Raw genomic sequence first — 17,323 nt, 5'->3', positions numbered from 1 at the left:
GTGACTTCAATATTCGAAAAAATAAACTAAAAAATATGGAGCGAAATTATTCAGATATCAAAGGAGTGAAAGAGTTAATTGATATCTGTTGGGCAAAAGGAATGGAATATGTTATTGTTTCGCCTGGTTCTCGCAACGCACCATTAAGTATTTCTTTTGCCAAAGATCAGCGAATAAAAAGTTTGGTGATTGTGGATGAAAGAAGTGCTGGATATTTTGCGCTAGGAATTGCTCAACAAACCAGGAAACCAGTTGGTTTGGTTTGTACCTCGGGCACTGCTTTGTTAAATTATGGTCCGGCCGTAGCCGAAGCTTTTTACCAACGATTGCCTTTGGTTGTGATTTCGGCCGATCGGCCTGTGGAATGGATAGGACAAGACGATTCGCAGGCTTTGCCGCAAGTTGAAGTATTTGGACGTTTTGTAAAAGGAAGTTATCAGCTGCCTCTGGATGCCAATAACCCTGATGATTGCTGGTATTTAAATCGCGTGGTGAATGAAGCAGTAAGCAAAGCTCAAAGCGGAAGACTAGGACCTGTGCATATTAATTTCCCCTTGCGGGAACCTCTTTATGGGGTGAAAAAATACGCCAATACCAACGAAAGGGTCATTTCTAAAATTGCATCGGTTGACGAGTTAAGTGAGGAAAGTATTTCAAAGCTTGCTTCAGTTTTTAACTCTCAGCAGAAAATTTTAATTATCGCAGGATTGCTGCATCCTCAGCCCGACTTGAATGCGCTCCTGGCTGACCTGGCAAAACTCAAAAATGTAGTTGTGTTAACCGAATCGGTGGCGAATCTTCATGATGAGGCGTTTTTGCCTTGCATCGATCGGGTTCTTTGCTCTTTGAAGCAAGAGGAATTGGAAGATTTTGCACCTGATTTGCTGATTAACTTTGGCGGTCCTTTGGTTTCTAAAATGATTAAATCATTCTTACGAAATAACAGTCCGAAAGAGCATTGGTTCATCGGAAAAGAGGATCACTTTATTGATACATTTGAACATCTAACTACTCATATTGATGTTTCGCCTTTGGCATTTTTTAGGCAGCTGTTGCCACAGATAAAAGCATTGGAAAGTAGCTATTCTGCTCACTGGAAAAATCGCGATGCTGTTGTTTCAAGCATTCATGAGGAATATCTGAAAAGTATAGAGTGGAGTGACTTGAAGGCTTTCGAGCAGGTTTTGCAAACCATTCCCGAGGGAGGAAACTTGCAGTTGGCGAACAGTTCTGTAGTTCGTTATGCGCAATTATTTAAAACATCCAATCGCTTAGCATACAATGCAAATAGGGGGACCAGTGGCATTGATGGTTGCACTTCAACAGCTGTTGGTGCTGCCATGGTAAATGGTAAAACAACCACTCTGATTACAGGTGATATTAGTTTTTTCTATGATTCCAATGCGTTGTGGAATAAATATTTACAGCCAAATTTAAAAATCATTCTCATCAACAACGGAGGAGGAGGAATATTCCGTTTTATATCGGGACCCTCGGGCGTGGAAGAACTCGAAGAATATTTTGAGGCGGTTCAGAATTATAGCGCCGATAAATTGGCAGAGACTTACGGTTTGGACTATTTCCATGCCGAAAATGAAGAGGAAGTGAATCAAATTCTTCCCGATTTCTATGCAGCGAATTCACAAGCTGCTATTTTAGAGATTAAAACACCTAGAAAGGTGAACGATCAAGTATTAATAAATTATTTTAACACTATAAAAATTAAGGTATGACAACGAGAGCATGGACTACCATTAAAGAATACGAAGATATTAAATTCGATTTTTTCGAAGGGATTGCCAAGATAACAATCAACAGACCTGAGGTCTATAATGCATTTCGTCCGCAAACCAATTTCGATATGTTGGATGCGATGGATATTTGTCGCGAACGCAGTGATATTGGGGTAATTGTGTTTACCGGAACAGGCGATAAGGCTTTTTGTTCGGGTGGCGATCAGAATGTAAAAGGAGTGGGTGGTTATATCGATGATCATGGTGTTCCTCGTTTAAATGTATTGGATTTGCACAAAGCAATTCGTTCCATGCCTAAGCCGGTTATTGCCATGGTGAATGGATATGCCATTGGTGGTGGACATGTATTGCACATTGTTTGCGATTTAACCATTGCTTCGGAGAATGCGAAATTCGGTCAAACTGGCCCTAAAGTAGGCAGCTTCGATGCTGGTTTTGGTTCTTCCTATCTGGCTCGCCACGTAGGTCAGAAAAAAGCGCGTGAAATTTGGTTCCTTTGCAAGCAATATACTGCCAAAGAAGCTGAAGAAATGGGCATGGTAAACAAGGTAGTTCCTTTGGAACAATTGGAAGACGAAACCGTGGAATGGTGCACAATCATGTTGCAGCGTAGTCCGATGGCATTACGTATGATTAAGCGTGGATTGAATGCTGAACTAGACGGACAACGTGGATTAATGGAGTTTGCAGGTGATGCTACTATGATGTATTACCTTATGGAAGAAGCTCAGGAAGGGAAGCATGCATTCCTAGAAAAGCGAGATCCTGATTTTCAGAAATTCCCTAAGTTTCCAGGCTAGTTTACTGGATTCAAGATATTAAAGTGGTCATCGGATTGATTCGATGACCACTTTTTATTGGATTGAATTTGTAGATAGTGGGTGATAGTTTTAGGTCCTCTTCAGGGGATTTTAGTGGGTGTAGAATCTCCATTTAGAAATATAGGGGTAGAAAGGACATAAGAAATAAGAATAGAACCTATTTTTATAATGAAATTGCCAAACCTAAAGCCGAATTTCTGCTTCCAATCTCTGCAAACAGTAACCATTTGTAGTTTAGTTTGTATCGAAGGCCTGTGTGAATTTCTGTAAACCATTGAGTTTGAGAGATTTTTTTGTTTCCTCCTTCTAGATCAGCTCCTAAGTTGCCACCAATGTACCAATCCCAGTCATTTGATTCAAAGCGTTTTTCTTTTATCAAATGATAATTGATTCTAAGGCTGGCACTTAATTGACGAGTCGAAGACAAATCAGATTCTAAAAAGTATAGGTTGCCTTGCAAGCCCATTGAAACACGATTCATAAAGCGATGGTCTAACATTCCTTGTAATCCGAAACCACTATCGTATTGCACCCCGTTAGTTAGAGCACCAGACAAAATTGTTTTTCCAAACAGATTGTCGTTCATTATGTAACGTGATTTTATGACTGATTGAGGTACTTCACCAACTATTGTTTTTGCATTAGCTGTGTATGAAAAAAGAAATCCAATCAATGCGATAGAGAGGAAAATTTTTTGAATCATTTGTATTAAGATCTTATTCATTTATCGCTTAAGTTACAAAATATTTTAATTATGACTTTATTTAGTTTTAGACTAAACTTGGCAGTCATCTATTTTGTGATTTTTCTTTTACTCTTCGAGCAATATGGACTTGGTCATTGAATTTAATAATTAAAAATTTTGTAGAAATCGTATTGTGGCTAATTGTATGGATTCAAAAGAATAGAAGAGCGATTCCAGCTAATTTATAAACTAAGCTCAATTGTAAAATTAGTTTCGAGATCGAAAAGCGGAAGGACTTAGGCCTACATTTTTTTTGAAAAATCTTGAAAAACTACTTATGGAATCAAAACCCAATTTGAACGCCAGTTCTTTGGTTGTGATCTCTCTTTTTAGCAGTTGGCGTTTGGCTTCGGTAATTTGTCTTTGCTGAATAATTTGCTTGGCAGTAAGGTGTAGCTTTTCCTTTAAAATTTGGTTCAATCGTTTTGTACTGATGCCAATTTCTCGGGCATAGTAATCGGGTTTTGTTTCTTGTAAAAAAGTAGTTTCCATTAACTCTAAAAACTGAAAAACCTTTTTTTGATGCAAGTCCTGCTGTAAAAAGCCATTGTTTTGAAAGCGAATTAAATGCAGGAGCAAAGCCTTAAGTAATGTTTTAAGTAGGATGAAAGAGGCTGACTCATCATGGTACTCCTCTGTAAGAAAATCAATTAAATGCCGCAATCGCTTAACTTGCTGATTGTCATCAATAATAAATTGAGGATATTTATTGAAAAGTGACATTACATCCAAAGCATATTCAATGTCGTCTTTATCAATAAAATCTCGGTCAAAATTTATTAAAATGCCTTTATCTTTTGTAAATAGGTCGGAATTAAATGCTTCATTTAGAGCTTTGAAATGGACAATTAGTGCGTTTTTTGTCTTACATTCAAAATAGATTCCCATGGAATTATTTGAAAGGATATCGCTTTTAGGTTCAAATTCTTGAATAATTTGAAATTTACTGCACCAATCTTCTTTGCTCATTTGATCTTAAAATATTCTCAAAAGTAGCAAGAATTTATTCAAGTTGAACTTTTAGAGAATTTTGGAAGTTGTAAAAAATTACGCCACCAACTACAAATGCCAATACAGCGGAAAAACTATAAACCGCTATGTAATTACCAGAAATAGATTGAACGAAAGTAGATAAAAATTGACCTCCAAAAATACCCATAGAATACAAACCTAAGTTTTTTCCTTGATTTTCCGAGTTGCTGGCTTCTATCATCATGTGGTTTAGTAGCGGAATACTAAGGCCAAAACCAATGCCCAAAAATAGAGCCGATAGCAGTAAAAAAGGAATGCTTGCTGTACTCGACAAAACCAGATAGGCCAACATATAAAATGCAAAACCCAAGCTAAGTGTTTTTCCATCTCCCAAAAATCTAATCATTTTTGGCATTTGGCTGGCAGTAAGAATAGCAGTAAGCGAAATAAAAGCCAATAGATAGCCTGTTTCCGATTCGTTAAAAGTAAAGCAATCTGGCAAATAGAGGGGTAAAGTAACAATGCCAACAAAGAACAACATCATGGCCAATAGCGAAGCGCAAAAAATTATTCTAATTCTGGAATGATTTTTCGGATTTGATGTCGAAAGCACTTTTTGCTCCTGTTTTTTAGCTTGCGATTTCGGTAAGGTATTAAAAACTAAGAACACACAAATAATCGCACTCAAATAAATATAAAAAGGGTATTGCCAATGCATTTGACCTAAAATACCACCCATTGCCAGAAAAATTACACCACCCATTTCAATGGCCATTCCTTGCCAGGCAATCATTTTTAAGCGGGTTTCGTTGGTGAAAATTTCAACTATATAAGTGGTTACCGATACCTGAATTGTAACCGTTGCGGCTCCAAGCAGAAAACGGTCTAAAATTAATAGGTAGTCGTTGGAAATAAATGCACCCAATAAGCCTAAAATTCCATAGGAAACAAGACCGAAACACAACAATTTAATGCTTCCTAATTTGTTTAGCAGGCGACCAATTAAAGGGGCAAATAACACAACACCCAAGGCTGGTACAGTAATTAGCCAACTGGGCGAAAAGCCAAAATTTATTGTTTTTACAATTCCGGATAGCGATGGTGCAATTACTGTGCCCACCATAATGGTTAAACTGCTAACAAATAGCAGTGTGAAAATTCCAAAGTTTGAGATTTTATTCATCTGACAAAATTCCGATTTATCTTTTAGAAGCGCTTTACCACTTTTCTAAATTAGTTGGCAAAAATGGAAATTGCTTGTGGAATAGGCAGAATTTCATGATAAACTTAGTGTTCGCGTCAAATAAATAGTATGAATTTTTAGTAAAAAATTAAAATCAGATCCCTCATTACAAAATATTCATGCTGTTGAATTATATCTGAATAATGAAATATCGAGCTTTGTAACCCATTTGAATCTTTCCATAACCAAACAAGAAATCACCACAAAATCGGCTACTATTCTTTATATTTGCCATTGTCCATAAGTAAAAAAACCAATATCCGTAAAGTAGAATGACAGATAGAATAATACAGAAGATGATTGAGTACTTCGGAAAAGATGTTCGGAGAATAAACCATGCGCTAAAAGTTTATGGGTTTGCAAGTTGTATTGCACGCAGAGAGAATTTATCGGATAATGAATTATTAGTCCTTGACATGGCTGCGATTCTTCATGATATTGGCATTAAGAATGCCGAAGAAAAATACGATAACACAAGTGGACCTTATCAGGAAAAAGAGGGTCCTGCTGTTGCAATAGATTTACTATCCGATATTAATCTTACAAGGGAAAATCTTCATAGAATCTGTTATTTAATCGGGCATCATCATTCCTATCAGAAAATAGATGGACTGGATTTTCAGATATTGGTGGAAGCAGATTTCTTAGTTAATATTGATGAAGATAAAATGCCAGATCGCTCGATTGAGAGCATCCAAAAGAAATATTTTAAGACTCAAACAGGTATTTCATTAATTCAGGCAATGTACCGCAAAGGCTAAGTTTACTATTTTAGCTACTGGAAAATGGTTTGCTAAAAGTAAAAGATTGATCAAGATCAGCAGCGTTTTTTAATTTTAAACTTATTAATAGCTCAAATCAAGCTTTACAACTACAAGATCGCAATTTTTCGAGACCTACAATTATCTCCTAATCCGAATTCTACCCAAGTTTAATAATTCTAATTTTACACTCTATCAAGTCATAAACAGCTTTTTATGCAAGAAACATTGTAAAAATAGGGGGTGTTTCTTTAAATATGGTTTTTTAGAAAATAGGGTGCCAATTTTTTTGTTTAAGTTTTGTCGTTTTGTAGATTCACATAATTAAAGAAATAGGCTGTTTGTGCTTTGCCAAAGGGAAGAAACAAGCCATGTTGGTTTTTCCCAAATGCTGACAAGTGTACAAATGGTATTGCGAACTTTAAACTGATAGAAAATTATGGATCTTAGCATTCAACCAATGACCAAAGAGAGTTGGGCAGATGTTGCACGAATTTACGAAATGGGTATTGCCACTAAAAATGCAACCTTTCAAAACGAGATTCCCGACTGGGATTCCTGGAATAAGGCACACAGTAAGCATTGTAGATTAGTGGGCTTAGTTAATGGTAAAATAGTTGTATGGGCGGCTTTATCGCCAATTTCTAGCAGACCGGTTTATGCGGGTGTTGCCGAGTTGAGTGTTTACGTTGATTCTGCTTATAGAGGAAAAGGGCTTGGCCATAAAATGATGGATGCCATAATTAAAGAATCGGAGGAGAAAGGGATTTGGACCTTACAATCGGGAGTTTTTCCAGAGAATACGGGAAGTATTAACTTGCACCACAAACATGGATTTAGCACAATCGGAATTAAGAAGCGCATTGGCAAAATGGAAGGCAAATGGCGTGATGTAGCTTTGTTGGAACGCCGCAGTACTGTTGTAGGCATCGATTAGTAGAATGTCTCATCGTTCATCCTTACTAAGCCAAGATACCTGTAAATTCAAGGCAGGTCGTTGCAATTTTTTTTGCATTTTGAAGGCTGCAAATCAGGCAAGCTGAAACTTAACTAGAATAATGGGAGATGCATGGAATTAGAGCATAACTTTGACAATATAGACTACCTAAAAGATGGGAATGAAAAGCAAAAGCGAGTTTACAACCTGCTTACCAAGTGCCGGATACTCGAAACACTCTGGGAATTCGACCCAATTCTTGTGGGCACCATTCCAATTAATATTGATATAGAGAGTAGCGATCTCGATATTATCTGTTATTGCAAGGACAAGGCTTATTTTAAAAAATTCCTTGAGGAAAAATTTGCCGGTGTAGAAGGCTTTAAAATGTGGGAAAATACAGAGTTATCAACTCAGGATACGGTTGCTAATTTTGTAATCGATGGATTTGAAATTGAGATTTTTGGACAGAACATTCCCAGTAAGCAACAAAATGCCTATCGACACATGATTATAGAAAATAAACTGATTAAGGAAGAAGGCGAAGGTTTTCGACAGCGAATTATCGCTTTGAAGCAGAAAGGTTACAAAACAGAACCTGCTTTTGGTATTGAGTTGGGTTTAGTGGGAGATTCATACAAAGCCCTTTTAGAACTTGGAACGAAAATAGATTAGTTGATTCACAAACTATGATAATAATTAAATCAATAATTGTAGGTTTAACCTACGTAATCGTTTGAATTTTTTTGTAAATTGACGGGTAAAAAACTGATAGGCTGCTACTGTATTGTATCGCAATAATGGAAAAATCATGGAAACAGACACTTGCTTTGAAAATATTGATTACTTAAAAAATGGAAGTGAAAAGCAAAAACGAGCTTATATGCTTCTTACCAAGTACAGGATTCTCGAAAAACTTAGCCAGTTTACCCCAATTCTTGTGGGTACAATTCCAATTAATATCGATATAGAAAATAGCGACCTTGATATAATATGCTATTGTGAGAACAAGTCTCATTTCAAAAAACTCCTTACAGAAGAATTTGGTGATGCCATAGGATTTAAAATTTGGGAAATTGCAGAACTACCAACTCAGGATACGCTTGCGTATTTCATGATTGATGGATTTGAAATTGAAATTTTTGGGCAGAACATTCCTACCAAACAACAAAGTGCCTATCGATACATGATCATAGAAAATAAATTAATTAACGAAAAAGGGGAGGCTTTTCGGCAACGAATTATTGAATTGGAGCAGAAAGGCTACAATACAGAACCTGCATTTGGTATTGAGTTGGGTTTAAAGGGAAATTCGTACAAAGCACTTTTAGAACTTGAATCGAAAATAGATTAGCACAAATTCAAAAATTGAGTTATAGACAATTGTTTAGTAAAAGCCAATGTAAGACTATGAAAAACAAAAGACTCATTATCATTGTTTTAATATCTTTATTTGTATTGCTAATTCCATTGATAGCCATGCATTTTAGCAATGAAGTGAATTGGGAGCTAGCCGATTTTGTAATTGCAGGAGCACTTCTTTTGGGAACAGGCTTGATATGTGAAGCTGTTATAAGAAAAATAGAGAATAGGAAGTATAAAATGATTATGTTGTCCGTTATTTTAATCATCGTACTTCTTATTTGGATGGAATTGGCAGTGGGAATATTCGGAACTCCATTTGGCGGGAATTAATAAATAACTTATCAGAAAAAGAATATGAGTAATACAAGCCATCACGATGCACGCATTGCAAAAATGACGTTTGCTTCGGTTTATCCTCATTACCTTACAAAAATTGAGAAGAAAGGAAGAACGAAGGAAGAACTGAATCGAGTAATTGAATGGTTAACAGGTTATGATGAAAATAACTTGAAAGAAATTATTGATAAAGAAGTAACATTTGAATCCTTTTTTAAGGATGCCAAATTGAATCCCAATGCAAAATTCATTAAAGGTATAATTTGTGGATACAGGGTAGAGGAAATTGAAAATCCTTTAACTCAACAAGTGCGATATTTGGATAAATTAGTGGATGAGTTAGCGAAGGGACGCAAGATGGAGAAGATTTTACTTATTGCCTAGTTTGGAAGCACATTAGTACAAAATAAAGCAGATGCTTGTTAGTAAATCAACTGAAAGTTTTCCTCTTAATATAAGGGAATTTTTGAGGGAAAGATGTACCAATAGGTGGAATTGTTTTATCAAACAAAATTTGAGCAAATACGTGGATAAAATGCTATAAAAAGTATGTGTCAGTATTATACAAGCAAAATACATTTCAAAAAACAATTCAACTAACTACATTTTGATTTTTTTATTTGCATATTATTATGAGCAAAAAAATGGATTTTGTTGATAAAATTAGTCTGTTTGATGGTAATATCAACAAGTTCATTGATTCTGTTTTTTTATAATTAGTTGACAAGTTAAATTTAAAGAAATCGGAAAAGGTAAACTAATGTTACTTACGCATGGAACGTACTTAATAAAAGTATGTGCGTTTGGTAGGTGATTCCGATTAGTTTGCTTACTAGACCAGTTATTTAGGTTTAGTTCATTAAATAATACTAGCATTCAATATTTTGGAAAGGTTGGCGGAGTAGGTGTTTTTTTAATAGCGCATGCTCCGCTTATACTTTGTTTCAATCTTACTAAGCAGTATTTCTAAATCAGGCATTGATTATATAATAACTGTTGGGGTGAGCAATTTAAAATCTTGCCAAGTTGTTTTTTAATAATGAACCATTCTTCGAATTTTCTACTACATCACACACACATTGTATTTTGTATTTCGGAACGGCTCCATAATAGTATGTTTATAATAAATTCTTATTTTTTGCAATAGACTAGCGTAAATTGAGGGTTTGTGTTGTCATAAGTCGCAAATTTGTAAAAATATTTACGAAAAATAAGGGTAGATAAATGGGGTTCAGTAAAACTTCAAGTATATTAGCGATTTATTTTAATTAGATAGGAATACACCCTTTGTGGAATTGATTAAATAAATGGTGTGATTATCCTTATGGACTCAAATTTTATTTTTTTATGGCCGGAACAGAACACGTAGATGCTTTAATTACTAATGATGCCGTTGTATTTGGAATTTTAATGGCCATGTTGGCACTTATATTTTACACCAGTAATTTAGATAAACCTTTTTTTAAGAAATTTTATACAGCAGTGCCCATGTTATTGCTGTGCTACTTTTTACCCAGTTTATTGACTACTTTTGGTATTGTAGATGGAGAACATTCCAATTTATACTTTGTTGCCTCACGTTATTTATTGCCTGCTAGTTTGGTGCTATTAACATTAAGTATCGATCTAAGAGAAGTTTTTAAATTAGGTAATAAAGCTTTAATCATGTTTTTAACTGGAACCTTTGGTGTTGTTATCGGTGGTCCGTTAGCCATATTAATTACCTCTTCTTTTAACCCCGATCTTGTTGGTGGAGCAGGTCCTGAAGCAGTGTGGCGTGGCATGACTACCATTGCCGGAAGTTGGATTGGTGGAGGGGCAAATCAAGCCTCTATGTACGAAATATTTAAACCTTCGGATAGGCTTTACTCCATAATGATAACAGTTGATGTTTTGGTTGCTGAAGTTTGGATGGCCCTTTTACTGATTGGTGTGGGAAAATCGAAACAGATTGATAAATACTTTAAAGCAGATGCAAGCAGCGTGGAAACCTTAAAAGATAAAATGCACGATTTTACTCAACGTATGTCGAGAGTTGCTTCCACTACCGATTTAATGGTAATACTGGCGTTGGGACTTGGAGTTACTGGCTTGGCGCACTTTTTGGCTGATAATATTGCTCCCTTTATTGCGGAAAATGCTCCGTACTTGAATAAATTAAGCCTAACCTCTAACTTCTTTTGGTTGATTATTTTGTCAACTACTATGGGAATTGGAATGTCCTTTACCAAATTAAGGAATTATGAGGGAGCGGGAGCTTCTAAAATAGGGACTGTTTTTATTTATATTTTGGTAGCTACCATTGGAATGAAAATGAATGTAACCAAGATTTTTGAGCATCCAGGACTTTTTATGGTCGGAGCTATTTGGATGTCCATCCATGTGATATTGTTACTTGTCGTGGGGAAAATTATTAGAGCACCTTTCTTTTTTCTCGCAGTGGGAAGTAAAGCAAACATTGGAGGTGCAGCAAGTGCACCGGTAGTTGCTGCAGCATTTCATCCATCGCTGGCACCTGTGGGTGTTTTACTTGCAGTAATAGGCTACGCATTGGGTACCTATGGGGCTTGGTTGTGTGGTGTTCTTATGCAAGTAGTAGCACATTAAATCAACATAAAATATTTTGTATAAGTAGTAAAGGGCTAGCTCAATAGTAATGAGTTAGCCCTTACTAATTTTCTTAATAAGCTAAAATTTGATAGTTTACCTCCACATTCCAAAGAGCTACTTTCTCATTTCGATTTTTTTTTTCAGAACTAAATAAGCCGATTTTTTATTATAAACATCGGTGTTTATAGGTGTCTTAATAATATTTATACCGCAAATTTGCTTAGAGTGGATCTGCAAATTGATTTTTATTGGTGTAATTATTCTTTTTAGCAGTTGGTAAATGAAATGCTAAAATTTCAATTAGAGAACCTCCGATTTCATTCATTATATGTTAACCAATGCTCGATTTATATCTATAGGTGAATAAAAAGAATAGGTTTATGTTCTTAGACTACCTATAAATTTCTAATTTTAAGAGAGTAAAGTGATTACTGTTTCACTTTTTCTGTTCGATACTTTCTGAAAAATTTGAGGGCAATGCAATTTTTTAGCACGGTATTTGTTTTCATCTGATTTGAAAATAATACTTATACACAAAAATATAAAAACATGAAAAAAAATGCAGTTATACTATTGTTTGTTTTTTTTGCTGCAATATCAGTACAGGCGCAAAAAAACTTTATTGATCAAAATTACATCGAAGTAAAAGGAACCGCGGAACTAGAAGTGGTTCCCGACGAAATTTATTTAAACATTCATTTAGACGAACTGGATACTAAAAATAAGGAAAGCATTGAAGTGCTGGAAAAGCAAATGTTTGTGGCTTTGAAAAAGGCAGGTATTAATCTGGAAAAACAGCTATCCGTTTCCGATTTTAGCAGTAACTTAAGTACTTATTTTATTAGACGTGCCGACGCTAAAAAATCAAAAGATTTTCAGCTACTGGTACACGATTCAAAAACATTGGGCAAAGTCTTTGTCGAATTAGATCAGATTAAAATATCCAATATTAGTATTGTCAAGGTTGACCATTCTGAAATTGAAAAATACCGCCGTCAAGTTAAGGTGAATGCAGTAAAAGAAGGGAAAGAAAAAGCGATAGCTTTGGCTGAGGCCATTGATCAAAAGGTTGGACGAGCTATTTATATGAACGAAATTTCATCTTCGTACGGAGTGAGAATGAACAAAACTAAATTCAGTTTGAAAAGCATTAGTTACGAATCGGATATGGAGATGCCTGAGCTCGATTTTGAGAAAATTAAGCTGGAATATTCGGTCCTCATTAATTTTGCTCTCGAATAAATTCCTCGAATATGAGCTTCCTAATTAAGGAGGCTTTTTTTTTAGATCTGAATATGAGCACATTTACACTCGGTGTTAATAATTTTTTTTGATCAGCTTTTCTCAGCTATTTATTTTTTTGTTCTTTTGTGCAGTAATCAAATTCAAAAAAGTAAATGATCAAGATTTTATCTTATCCACTGAGTGTTATATTTTATATTTTTTTCCTTCTACTGTTGGTAATATTTCACCCGATTCAAGTTGTTTGTGATAAGCTTTTCGGATATCAGGCCCACAAAAAATCTGTGGATGTTCTTAATTTCTTTTTAATGCGTGTGGTTGCTTTGTTGGGGGTTCGAATAGCATCCAGAGTAAAAGTAGATTTGCCTACTGACCGTCCGCTGATTATTGTTTCCAATCATCAGGGAGTTTACGATATTCCTCCCTTGGTGTGGATATTTCGTAAACACCATCCAAAGTTCATTTCAAAAAAGGAACTGTCTAAAAATATTCCCAGCGTATCCTATAATCTTCGTCATTCGGGATCTGCTCTAATCGACCGGAAAAATCGAGCCCAAGCCATTCCTGAAATTTTTAAATTAGGTCAGCTCATTGCAAACAAAAATTATGCAGCCTGCATTTTCCCCGAGGGGACAAGAAGTAGAACTGGAGCGATGAAAAAGTTTAAAGCTGGCGGAATTGAAGCTTTGCTAAAAGCAGCGCCCAATGCGCTTTTGGTTCCTTTTGTGATTGATGGTAACTACAAAATTGAACAGAAAGGAATGTTTCCTTTGTGCTTGGGTGCTAAGGTGGGTTATAAAGTTTTGGATCCTATAGAACCAGCAGGAAGAGATGCTGTTGAGCTAACCGATCAACTCGAATCTGTCATCAGAAAAGAACTCAATCAGTAAAGGCAATTAGTTATGAATCATCGACACGATAAAACGGCTTTAGTTGTAGAAGGAGGTGCCATGCGTGGCATTTTTGCTGCTGGCGTGTTAGACCATTTTATCGAGGCGGAATTCAATCCATTTCAGTTGGTGATTGGGGTTTCTGCCGGATCAGTAAATGCTGCTGCTTATCTTTCGAAACAAAAAGGGCGAAATTTCAAGGTTTTTACCGATTATTCTCTTCGTCCAGAATACATTAGTTGGAAAAAATTTTTAAAAGGTGGCCATTTAATGGATTTAGATTGGTCTTGGGAAATTACATCTCGCGATTTACCTATCGATTTGGATACTTTATTCGCCAGTCGGGTTGATTTTGAAATTGGCGTTACCCGCAATTCCGATGGCCAATCTATTTTTATTCAACCTAATGTTGAAAATATAAGCCATTTGATGAAAGCTAGTTGCACGGTGCCTCTTTTTTACCGCAAATTTCTGAAAATAAACCAGGAAATTGTTTCAGATGGAGGAGTTGCTGCACCTATTCCTGTTCAACGAGCCATCGAGAAGGGAGCTTCAAAAATTATGGTGATTCGTTCTCGTCCTGATTCGTTCCGAATGAAAAAAGGCATGGAATCGAAATTAGGAGCCTTTTTGTTTCGAAAACATCCAGGTTTAGTTGCGGCCTTGCACAATCGCCCTAACACTTATAATGCTTCCATCGATTTGATTCATAATCCTCCACAAAAACTGAAAGTTGTTGATGTTTGTCCGCCCGAGGATTTTAAAACCAAACGATTTACTCAAGATTATCAAACTTTGCTTACTGATTATGAACTTGGCAAGGAAATGGGAAGAATTGCAATTGAGAAATGGAATTTGGTACAAGAAGTTTCCGAAACTCAAATCTAGTAAAGTAATTGTAGACCATTATTTTTCCAAAAAAATGGTCTGGAAATTAAAAAGTCCAAATTAAGTATTTTCTTTTAAACCTTTTGTCTTTTTATGAGTCTATCCATTGGCTGAATGTGTGCTCGGATGTTTCTTCTTATGCTCAAATGTTAATGAATATTTAAAATTCACTAATTGTTGCTGTTTCTCAGTTTGTAGTACTAAGTTTATGTGGACAAAATAAAAAAAAACTCATAATTAACCTAAATGAATCGATTAATTCTTATGATCTACCTTATTTTTACGGCAATGTCTGTAAAGGCGGTAGATCCAGTGGTAAGCCCAGTAGTAAAGGGCGGTGTAATAAAAGGAACCGTAATGGACACTAGTATGGATAGTCCTGTTGAATATGCAACAGTTTCGCTATACTATATGGCCGATTCCAGTTTGGTAGATGGAACTATAACCGATGAGAAAGGTGCTTTTGAATTGGCAAAGTTAAAAGAAGGAGTCTATTTTGTAGAAGTTTCCTTTATTGGTTATAACAAAGCTATCATTAAAAATATTCCTATTAATAGAGATCGTAAATTGGCTGATTTAAAGATCGTGAATTTGCGACAATCCACAGAATCCATAGGCGAAGTGCTTGTAACTACAGAACGTTCGCCGGTGCAATACCAAATTGATAAAAAAGTAATTCCTGTTAGTCGACAAATTACCGCAGCAAGTGGTACTGCTGTAGATGTGCTAGAAAATGTTCCCTCGGTTAGTGTAGATATTGAAGGGAATGTAAGCTTACGTGGAAATTCAAATTTCACGGTTTTGGTCGATGGGAAACCTTCTATTTTAGATGCATCGGATATTTTAGAACAAATGCCAGCCAGTGTGATCGAAAACATCGAAATTATCACCAATCCTTCTGCAAAATACGATCCCGAAGGAACGGCGGGAATCATCAACATCATCACCAAGAAAAATACTGACAAAGGATTGAATGGAGTGACCAATTTTTCCCTTGGTAGTCAGGATAACTTGAGTGCTGATATTCTGATGAATTATCGTAAAAAGAATTGGAACTGGAACTTTGGTCTCGATTACAACAATCGTCAGTTCGAAGGAACAAGCAAGAATGAATACATTACCGTTTCCGATGGATATACTAGTTCGGTGTTATCCGATGGTGATTCGAAAATGAAACGTAAAAGTTATGGTTTTCGAACCGGGTTCGATTACGATATCAACGATAAAAACCAAATATCTTTGGGCTTTCGTTACGGATTTAGAGACATGGAAAGAGGTTCTATTCTCGATTACGAGGAATTTGATAGCAGTAGTGTAGATACAAGCTTTTACGATAGTAAAGATCTTTGGCAAAAAGAAATGGATTATTTGAGTGCGAACTTCTCTTATGTGTTAAAGTTTAATGGCGAGGGACATCAGTTGTCTTCTCAGGTTTCCTATTCGCGTAGGGGAAATGGCGATGAGAGTTCTACCAATGAACTGTACGAGGACGATGTACTTTCTTCAGGTCAGATTTCTACGGAAGATGGATCGGGAAGTAAGATGGAAATTCGCTCTGATTATACATTACCTCTGGCTAATGATGCAAAATTTGAATTTGGCTACCAGGGGCAGTTTAGCTCCAGCGATGCACAAACCGTGCAAGAGGATTATGATACAACTACAGGTCTATATGTGGCTAACGAATTATACAGTCATGATGTAACCTACGATCAAAAGGTTCATGGTTTGTATACAACCTATGCATCTAAAATGGGTTTGTTGGGTTATCAATTGGGTTTCCGATCGGAATATACTAATCGCGAAATTAGTTATGAAGGCGAAACTGATGCTTTTACCATTAAGCGATGGGATTTTTTTCCAACCCTTCATACACAAATGGATTTGGGGTCAAATTCTCAAATAATGGCTAGTTATTCTCGACGTATTCAGCGTCCTCGTGGATATTATTTAGAGCCATTTATTACTTGGACCGATGCGTACAATGTTCGTCAGGGTAATCCTGATTTAAATCCTGAATACATTGATTCCTTCGAAGTTGGTTACATGAAACGATTCGGTGATCAGGCTATTTCGTTAGAAGCTTACTATAAAATGACCGACAACAAAATTGAGCGTGTAAAATATGTTTGGGAAGCAGAAGACAACGTGATGATGAGTACTTTCGAAAATGTTGGTAAAGATTACTCCTTAGGAATCGAAGCTACTCTCAATCTTTCTTATTCAAGTTGGTTGAAGAATGATTTAATAGGTAATTTATATCATTACAAAGAAGAAGGAGATTTTACCATTACAGATTCGTCGGGAGAGGAAGATTATGAAGATTTCTCTACCAATAGTTTCAACTGGAGTTTGAGGAACAATTCAACCTTTATTTTCGATAAAGATACAAGACTTCAGATTACAGCAAATTATCAATCTGAAACAACTTGGGCTCAGGGGAAGCGAAAAGGATATTTTATGAGTTCGGCTGCTTTAAAACGTGAATTTATGAAACGTAAATTATCGGCAACCTTTCAGGTTAGTGATATTTTTGGAACGGCAAAACACGAAACAATCTACGAGGGAGATTCATTTTATAACTTTAGCCAGTTTACTCGAAAATCTCCTACTTTTAATTTGAAACTTAGCTTCAAGATTAACAACTATAAATTGAATCGAGAAAGAGGTTCAAATGGAGGAGTTGATGTGGAAGAGTTTGAAATGTAGTTGATTATAAGAAAAATAAGTTAGCTCGCGGAATTGTTTTCGTGAGCTTT

16 protein-coding genes are annotated in these 17,323 nt (G+C 35.9%); 13 read left to right on the top strand and 3 right to left on the bottom strand.

Translation table 11 applies throughout. The annotated features are described in order from the left end of the window. Positions 1 to 35 precede the first annotated feature (35 nt). Positions 36 to 1,733, top strand: coding sequence for a 2-succinyl-5-enolpyruvyl-6-hydroxy-3-cyclohexene-1-carboxylic-acid synthase (gene menD / locus ABYT26_RS03315; protein WP_372751473.1), 1,698 nt, complete (start codon positions 36 to 38; stop codon positions 1,731 to 1,733). Then, the gene (menB, locus tag ABYT26_RS03310; RefSeq protein ID WP_372751472.1) at positions 1,730 to 2,554 is read left to right on the top strand and encodes a 1,4-dihydroxy-2-naphthoyl-CoA synthase; all 825 of its coding nucleotides are present in this window, start codon (positions 1,730 to 1,732) and stop codon (positions 2,552 to 2,554) included. The genes menD and menB overlap by 4 nt, the downstream gene beginning before the upstream one ends. Before the next feature lie 184 nt (positions 2,555 to 2,738). Here the strand turns inward: menB and ABYT26_RS03305 are convergent, their stop codons facing one another. The 3 genes from ABYT26_RS03305 to ABYT26_RS03295 all read right to left on the bottom strand — a co-directional run bounded on the left by ABYT26_RS03305 (position 2,739) and on the right by ABYT26_RS03295 (position 5,475). Further along, on the bottom strand, positions 2,739 to 3,278 hold the full coding sequence (locus ABYT26_RS03305; RefSeq protein ID WP_372751471.1) for a hypothetical protein: 540 nt from the start codon (positions 3,276 to 3,278) through the stop codon (positions 2,739 to 2,741). A 249-nt stretch (positions 3,279 to 3,527) separates the two neighbouring features. Then, positions 3,528 to 4,289, bottom strand: coding sequence for a helix-turn-helix domain-containing protein (locus tag ABYT26_RS03300; protein WP_372751470.1), 762 nt, complete (start codon positions 4,287 to 4,289; stop codon positions 3,528 to 3,530). A 34-nt stretch (positions 4,290 to 4,323) separates the two neighbouring features. After that, on the bottom strand, positions 4,324 to 5,475 hold the full coding sequence (locus ABYT26_RS03295; RefSeq protein ID WP_372751469.1) for an MFS transporter: 1,152 nt from the start codon (positions 5,473 to 5,475) through the stop codon (positions 4,324 to 4,326). Between the two features lie 332 nt (positions 5,476 to 5,807). On the opposite strand from ABYT26_RS03295, the gene ABYT26_RS03290 reads away from it, so the two are divergent. The 11 genes from ABYT26_RS03290 to ABYT26_RS03240 all read left to right on the top strand — a co-directional run bounded on the left by ABYT26_RS03290 (position 5,808) and on the right by ABYT26_RS03240 (position 17,273). Beyond that, on the top strand, positions 5,808 to 6,296 hold the full coding sequence (locus ABYT26_RS03290; RefSeq protein ID WP_372751468.1) for an HD domain-containing protein: 489 nt from the start codon (positions 5,808 to 5,810) through the stop codon (positions 6,294 to 6,296). Positions 6,297 to 6,735: 439 nt separating this feature from the next. Further along, positions 6,736 to 7,233, top strand: coding sequence for an N-acetyltransferase family protein (locus ABYT26_RS03285; RefSeq protein WP_372751467.1), 498 nt, complete (start codon positions 6,736 to 6,738; stop codon positions 7,231 to 7,233). Positions 7,234 to 7,365: 132 nt separating this feature from the next. Further along, on the top strand, positions 7,366 to 7,908 hold the full coding sequence (locus tag ABYT26_RS03280; RefSeq protein WP_372751466.1) for a DUF4269 domain-containing protein: 543 nt from the start codon (positions 7,366 to 7,368) through the stop codon (positions 7,906 to 7,908). A 136-nt stretch (positions 7,909 to 8,044) separates the two neighbouring features. Next, positions 8,045 to 8,587, top strand: a complete 543-nt coding sequence (locus ABYT26_RS03275) for a DUF4269 domain-containing protein (RefSeq protein WP_372751465.1) — start codon at positions 8,045 to 8,047, stop codon at positions 8,585 to 8,587. 56 nt (positions 8,588 to 8,643) lie between these two features. Next, positions 8,644 to 8,928: a hypothetical protein gene (locus ABYT26_RS03270; protein WP_372751464.1), complete on the top strand. Its 285-nt coding sequence runs from the start codon at positions 8,644 to 8,646 to the stop codon at positions 8,926 to 8,928. A gap of 24 nt (positions 8,929 to 8,952) precedes the next feature. Continuing rightward, positions 8,953 to 9,318 carry a DUF2200 domain-containing protein gene (locus ABYT26_RS03265; protein ID WP_372751463.1) on the top strand — a complete coding sequence of 122 codons (366 nt, stop codon included), beginning with the start codon at positions 8,953 to 8,955 and terminating at the stop codon, positions 9,316 to 9,318. A 963-nt stretch (positions 9,319 to 10,281) separates the two neighbouring features. Next, a complete protein-coding gene (locus ABYT26_RS03260) occupies positions 10,282 to 11,541 on the top strand; it encodes a DUF819 domain-containing protein (RefSeq protein ID WP_372751462.1) in 1,260 nt (419 codons plus the stop codon). A 552-nt stretch (positions 11,542 to 12,093) separates the two neighbouring features. Next, a complete protein-coding gene (locus tag ABYT26_RS03255) occupies positions 12,094 to 12,786 on the top strand; it encodes an SIMPL domain-containing protein (RefSeq protein ID WP_372751461.1) in 693 nt (230 codons plus the stop codon). A 155-nt stretch (positions 12,787 to 12,941) separates the two neighbouring features. Next, the gene (locus ABYT26_RS03250; protein ID WP_372751460.1) at positions 12,942 to 13,676 is read left to right on the top strand and encodes a lysophospholipid acyltransferase family protein; all 735 of its coding nucleotides are present in this window, start codon (positions 12,942 to 12,944) and stop codon (positions 13,674 to 13,676) included. 12 nt (positions 13,677 to 13,688) lie between these two features. Continuing rightward, positions 13,689 to 14,564, top strand: coding sequence for a patatin family protein (locus tag ABYT26_RS03245; RefSeq protein ID WP_372751459.1), 876 nt, complete (start codon positions 13,689 to 13,691; stop codon positions 14,562 to 14,564). Positions 14,565 to 14,810: 246 nt separating this feature from the next. After that, positions 14,811 to 17,273: a TonB-dependent receptor domain-containing protein gene (locus tag ABYT26_RS03240; protein WP_372751458.1), complete on the top strand. Its 2,463-nt coding sequence runs from the start codon at positions 14,811 to 14,813 to the stop codon at positions 17,271 to 17,273. Positions 17,274 to 17,323 lie beyond the last annotated feature (50 nt).

This window comes from Labilibaculum sp. (genome assembly GCF_041595635.1).
In the GTDB taxonomy this organism is placed as follows: Bacteria; Bacteroidota; Bacteroidia; order Bacteroidales; family Marinifilaceae; genus Labilibaculum.
This window is presented reverse-complemented; position numbering and strand designations above follow the sequence as displayed.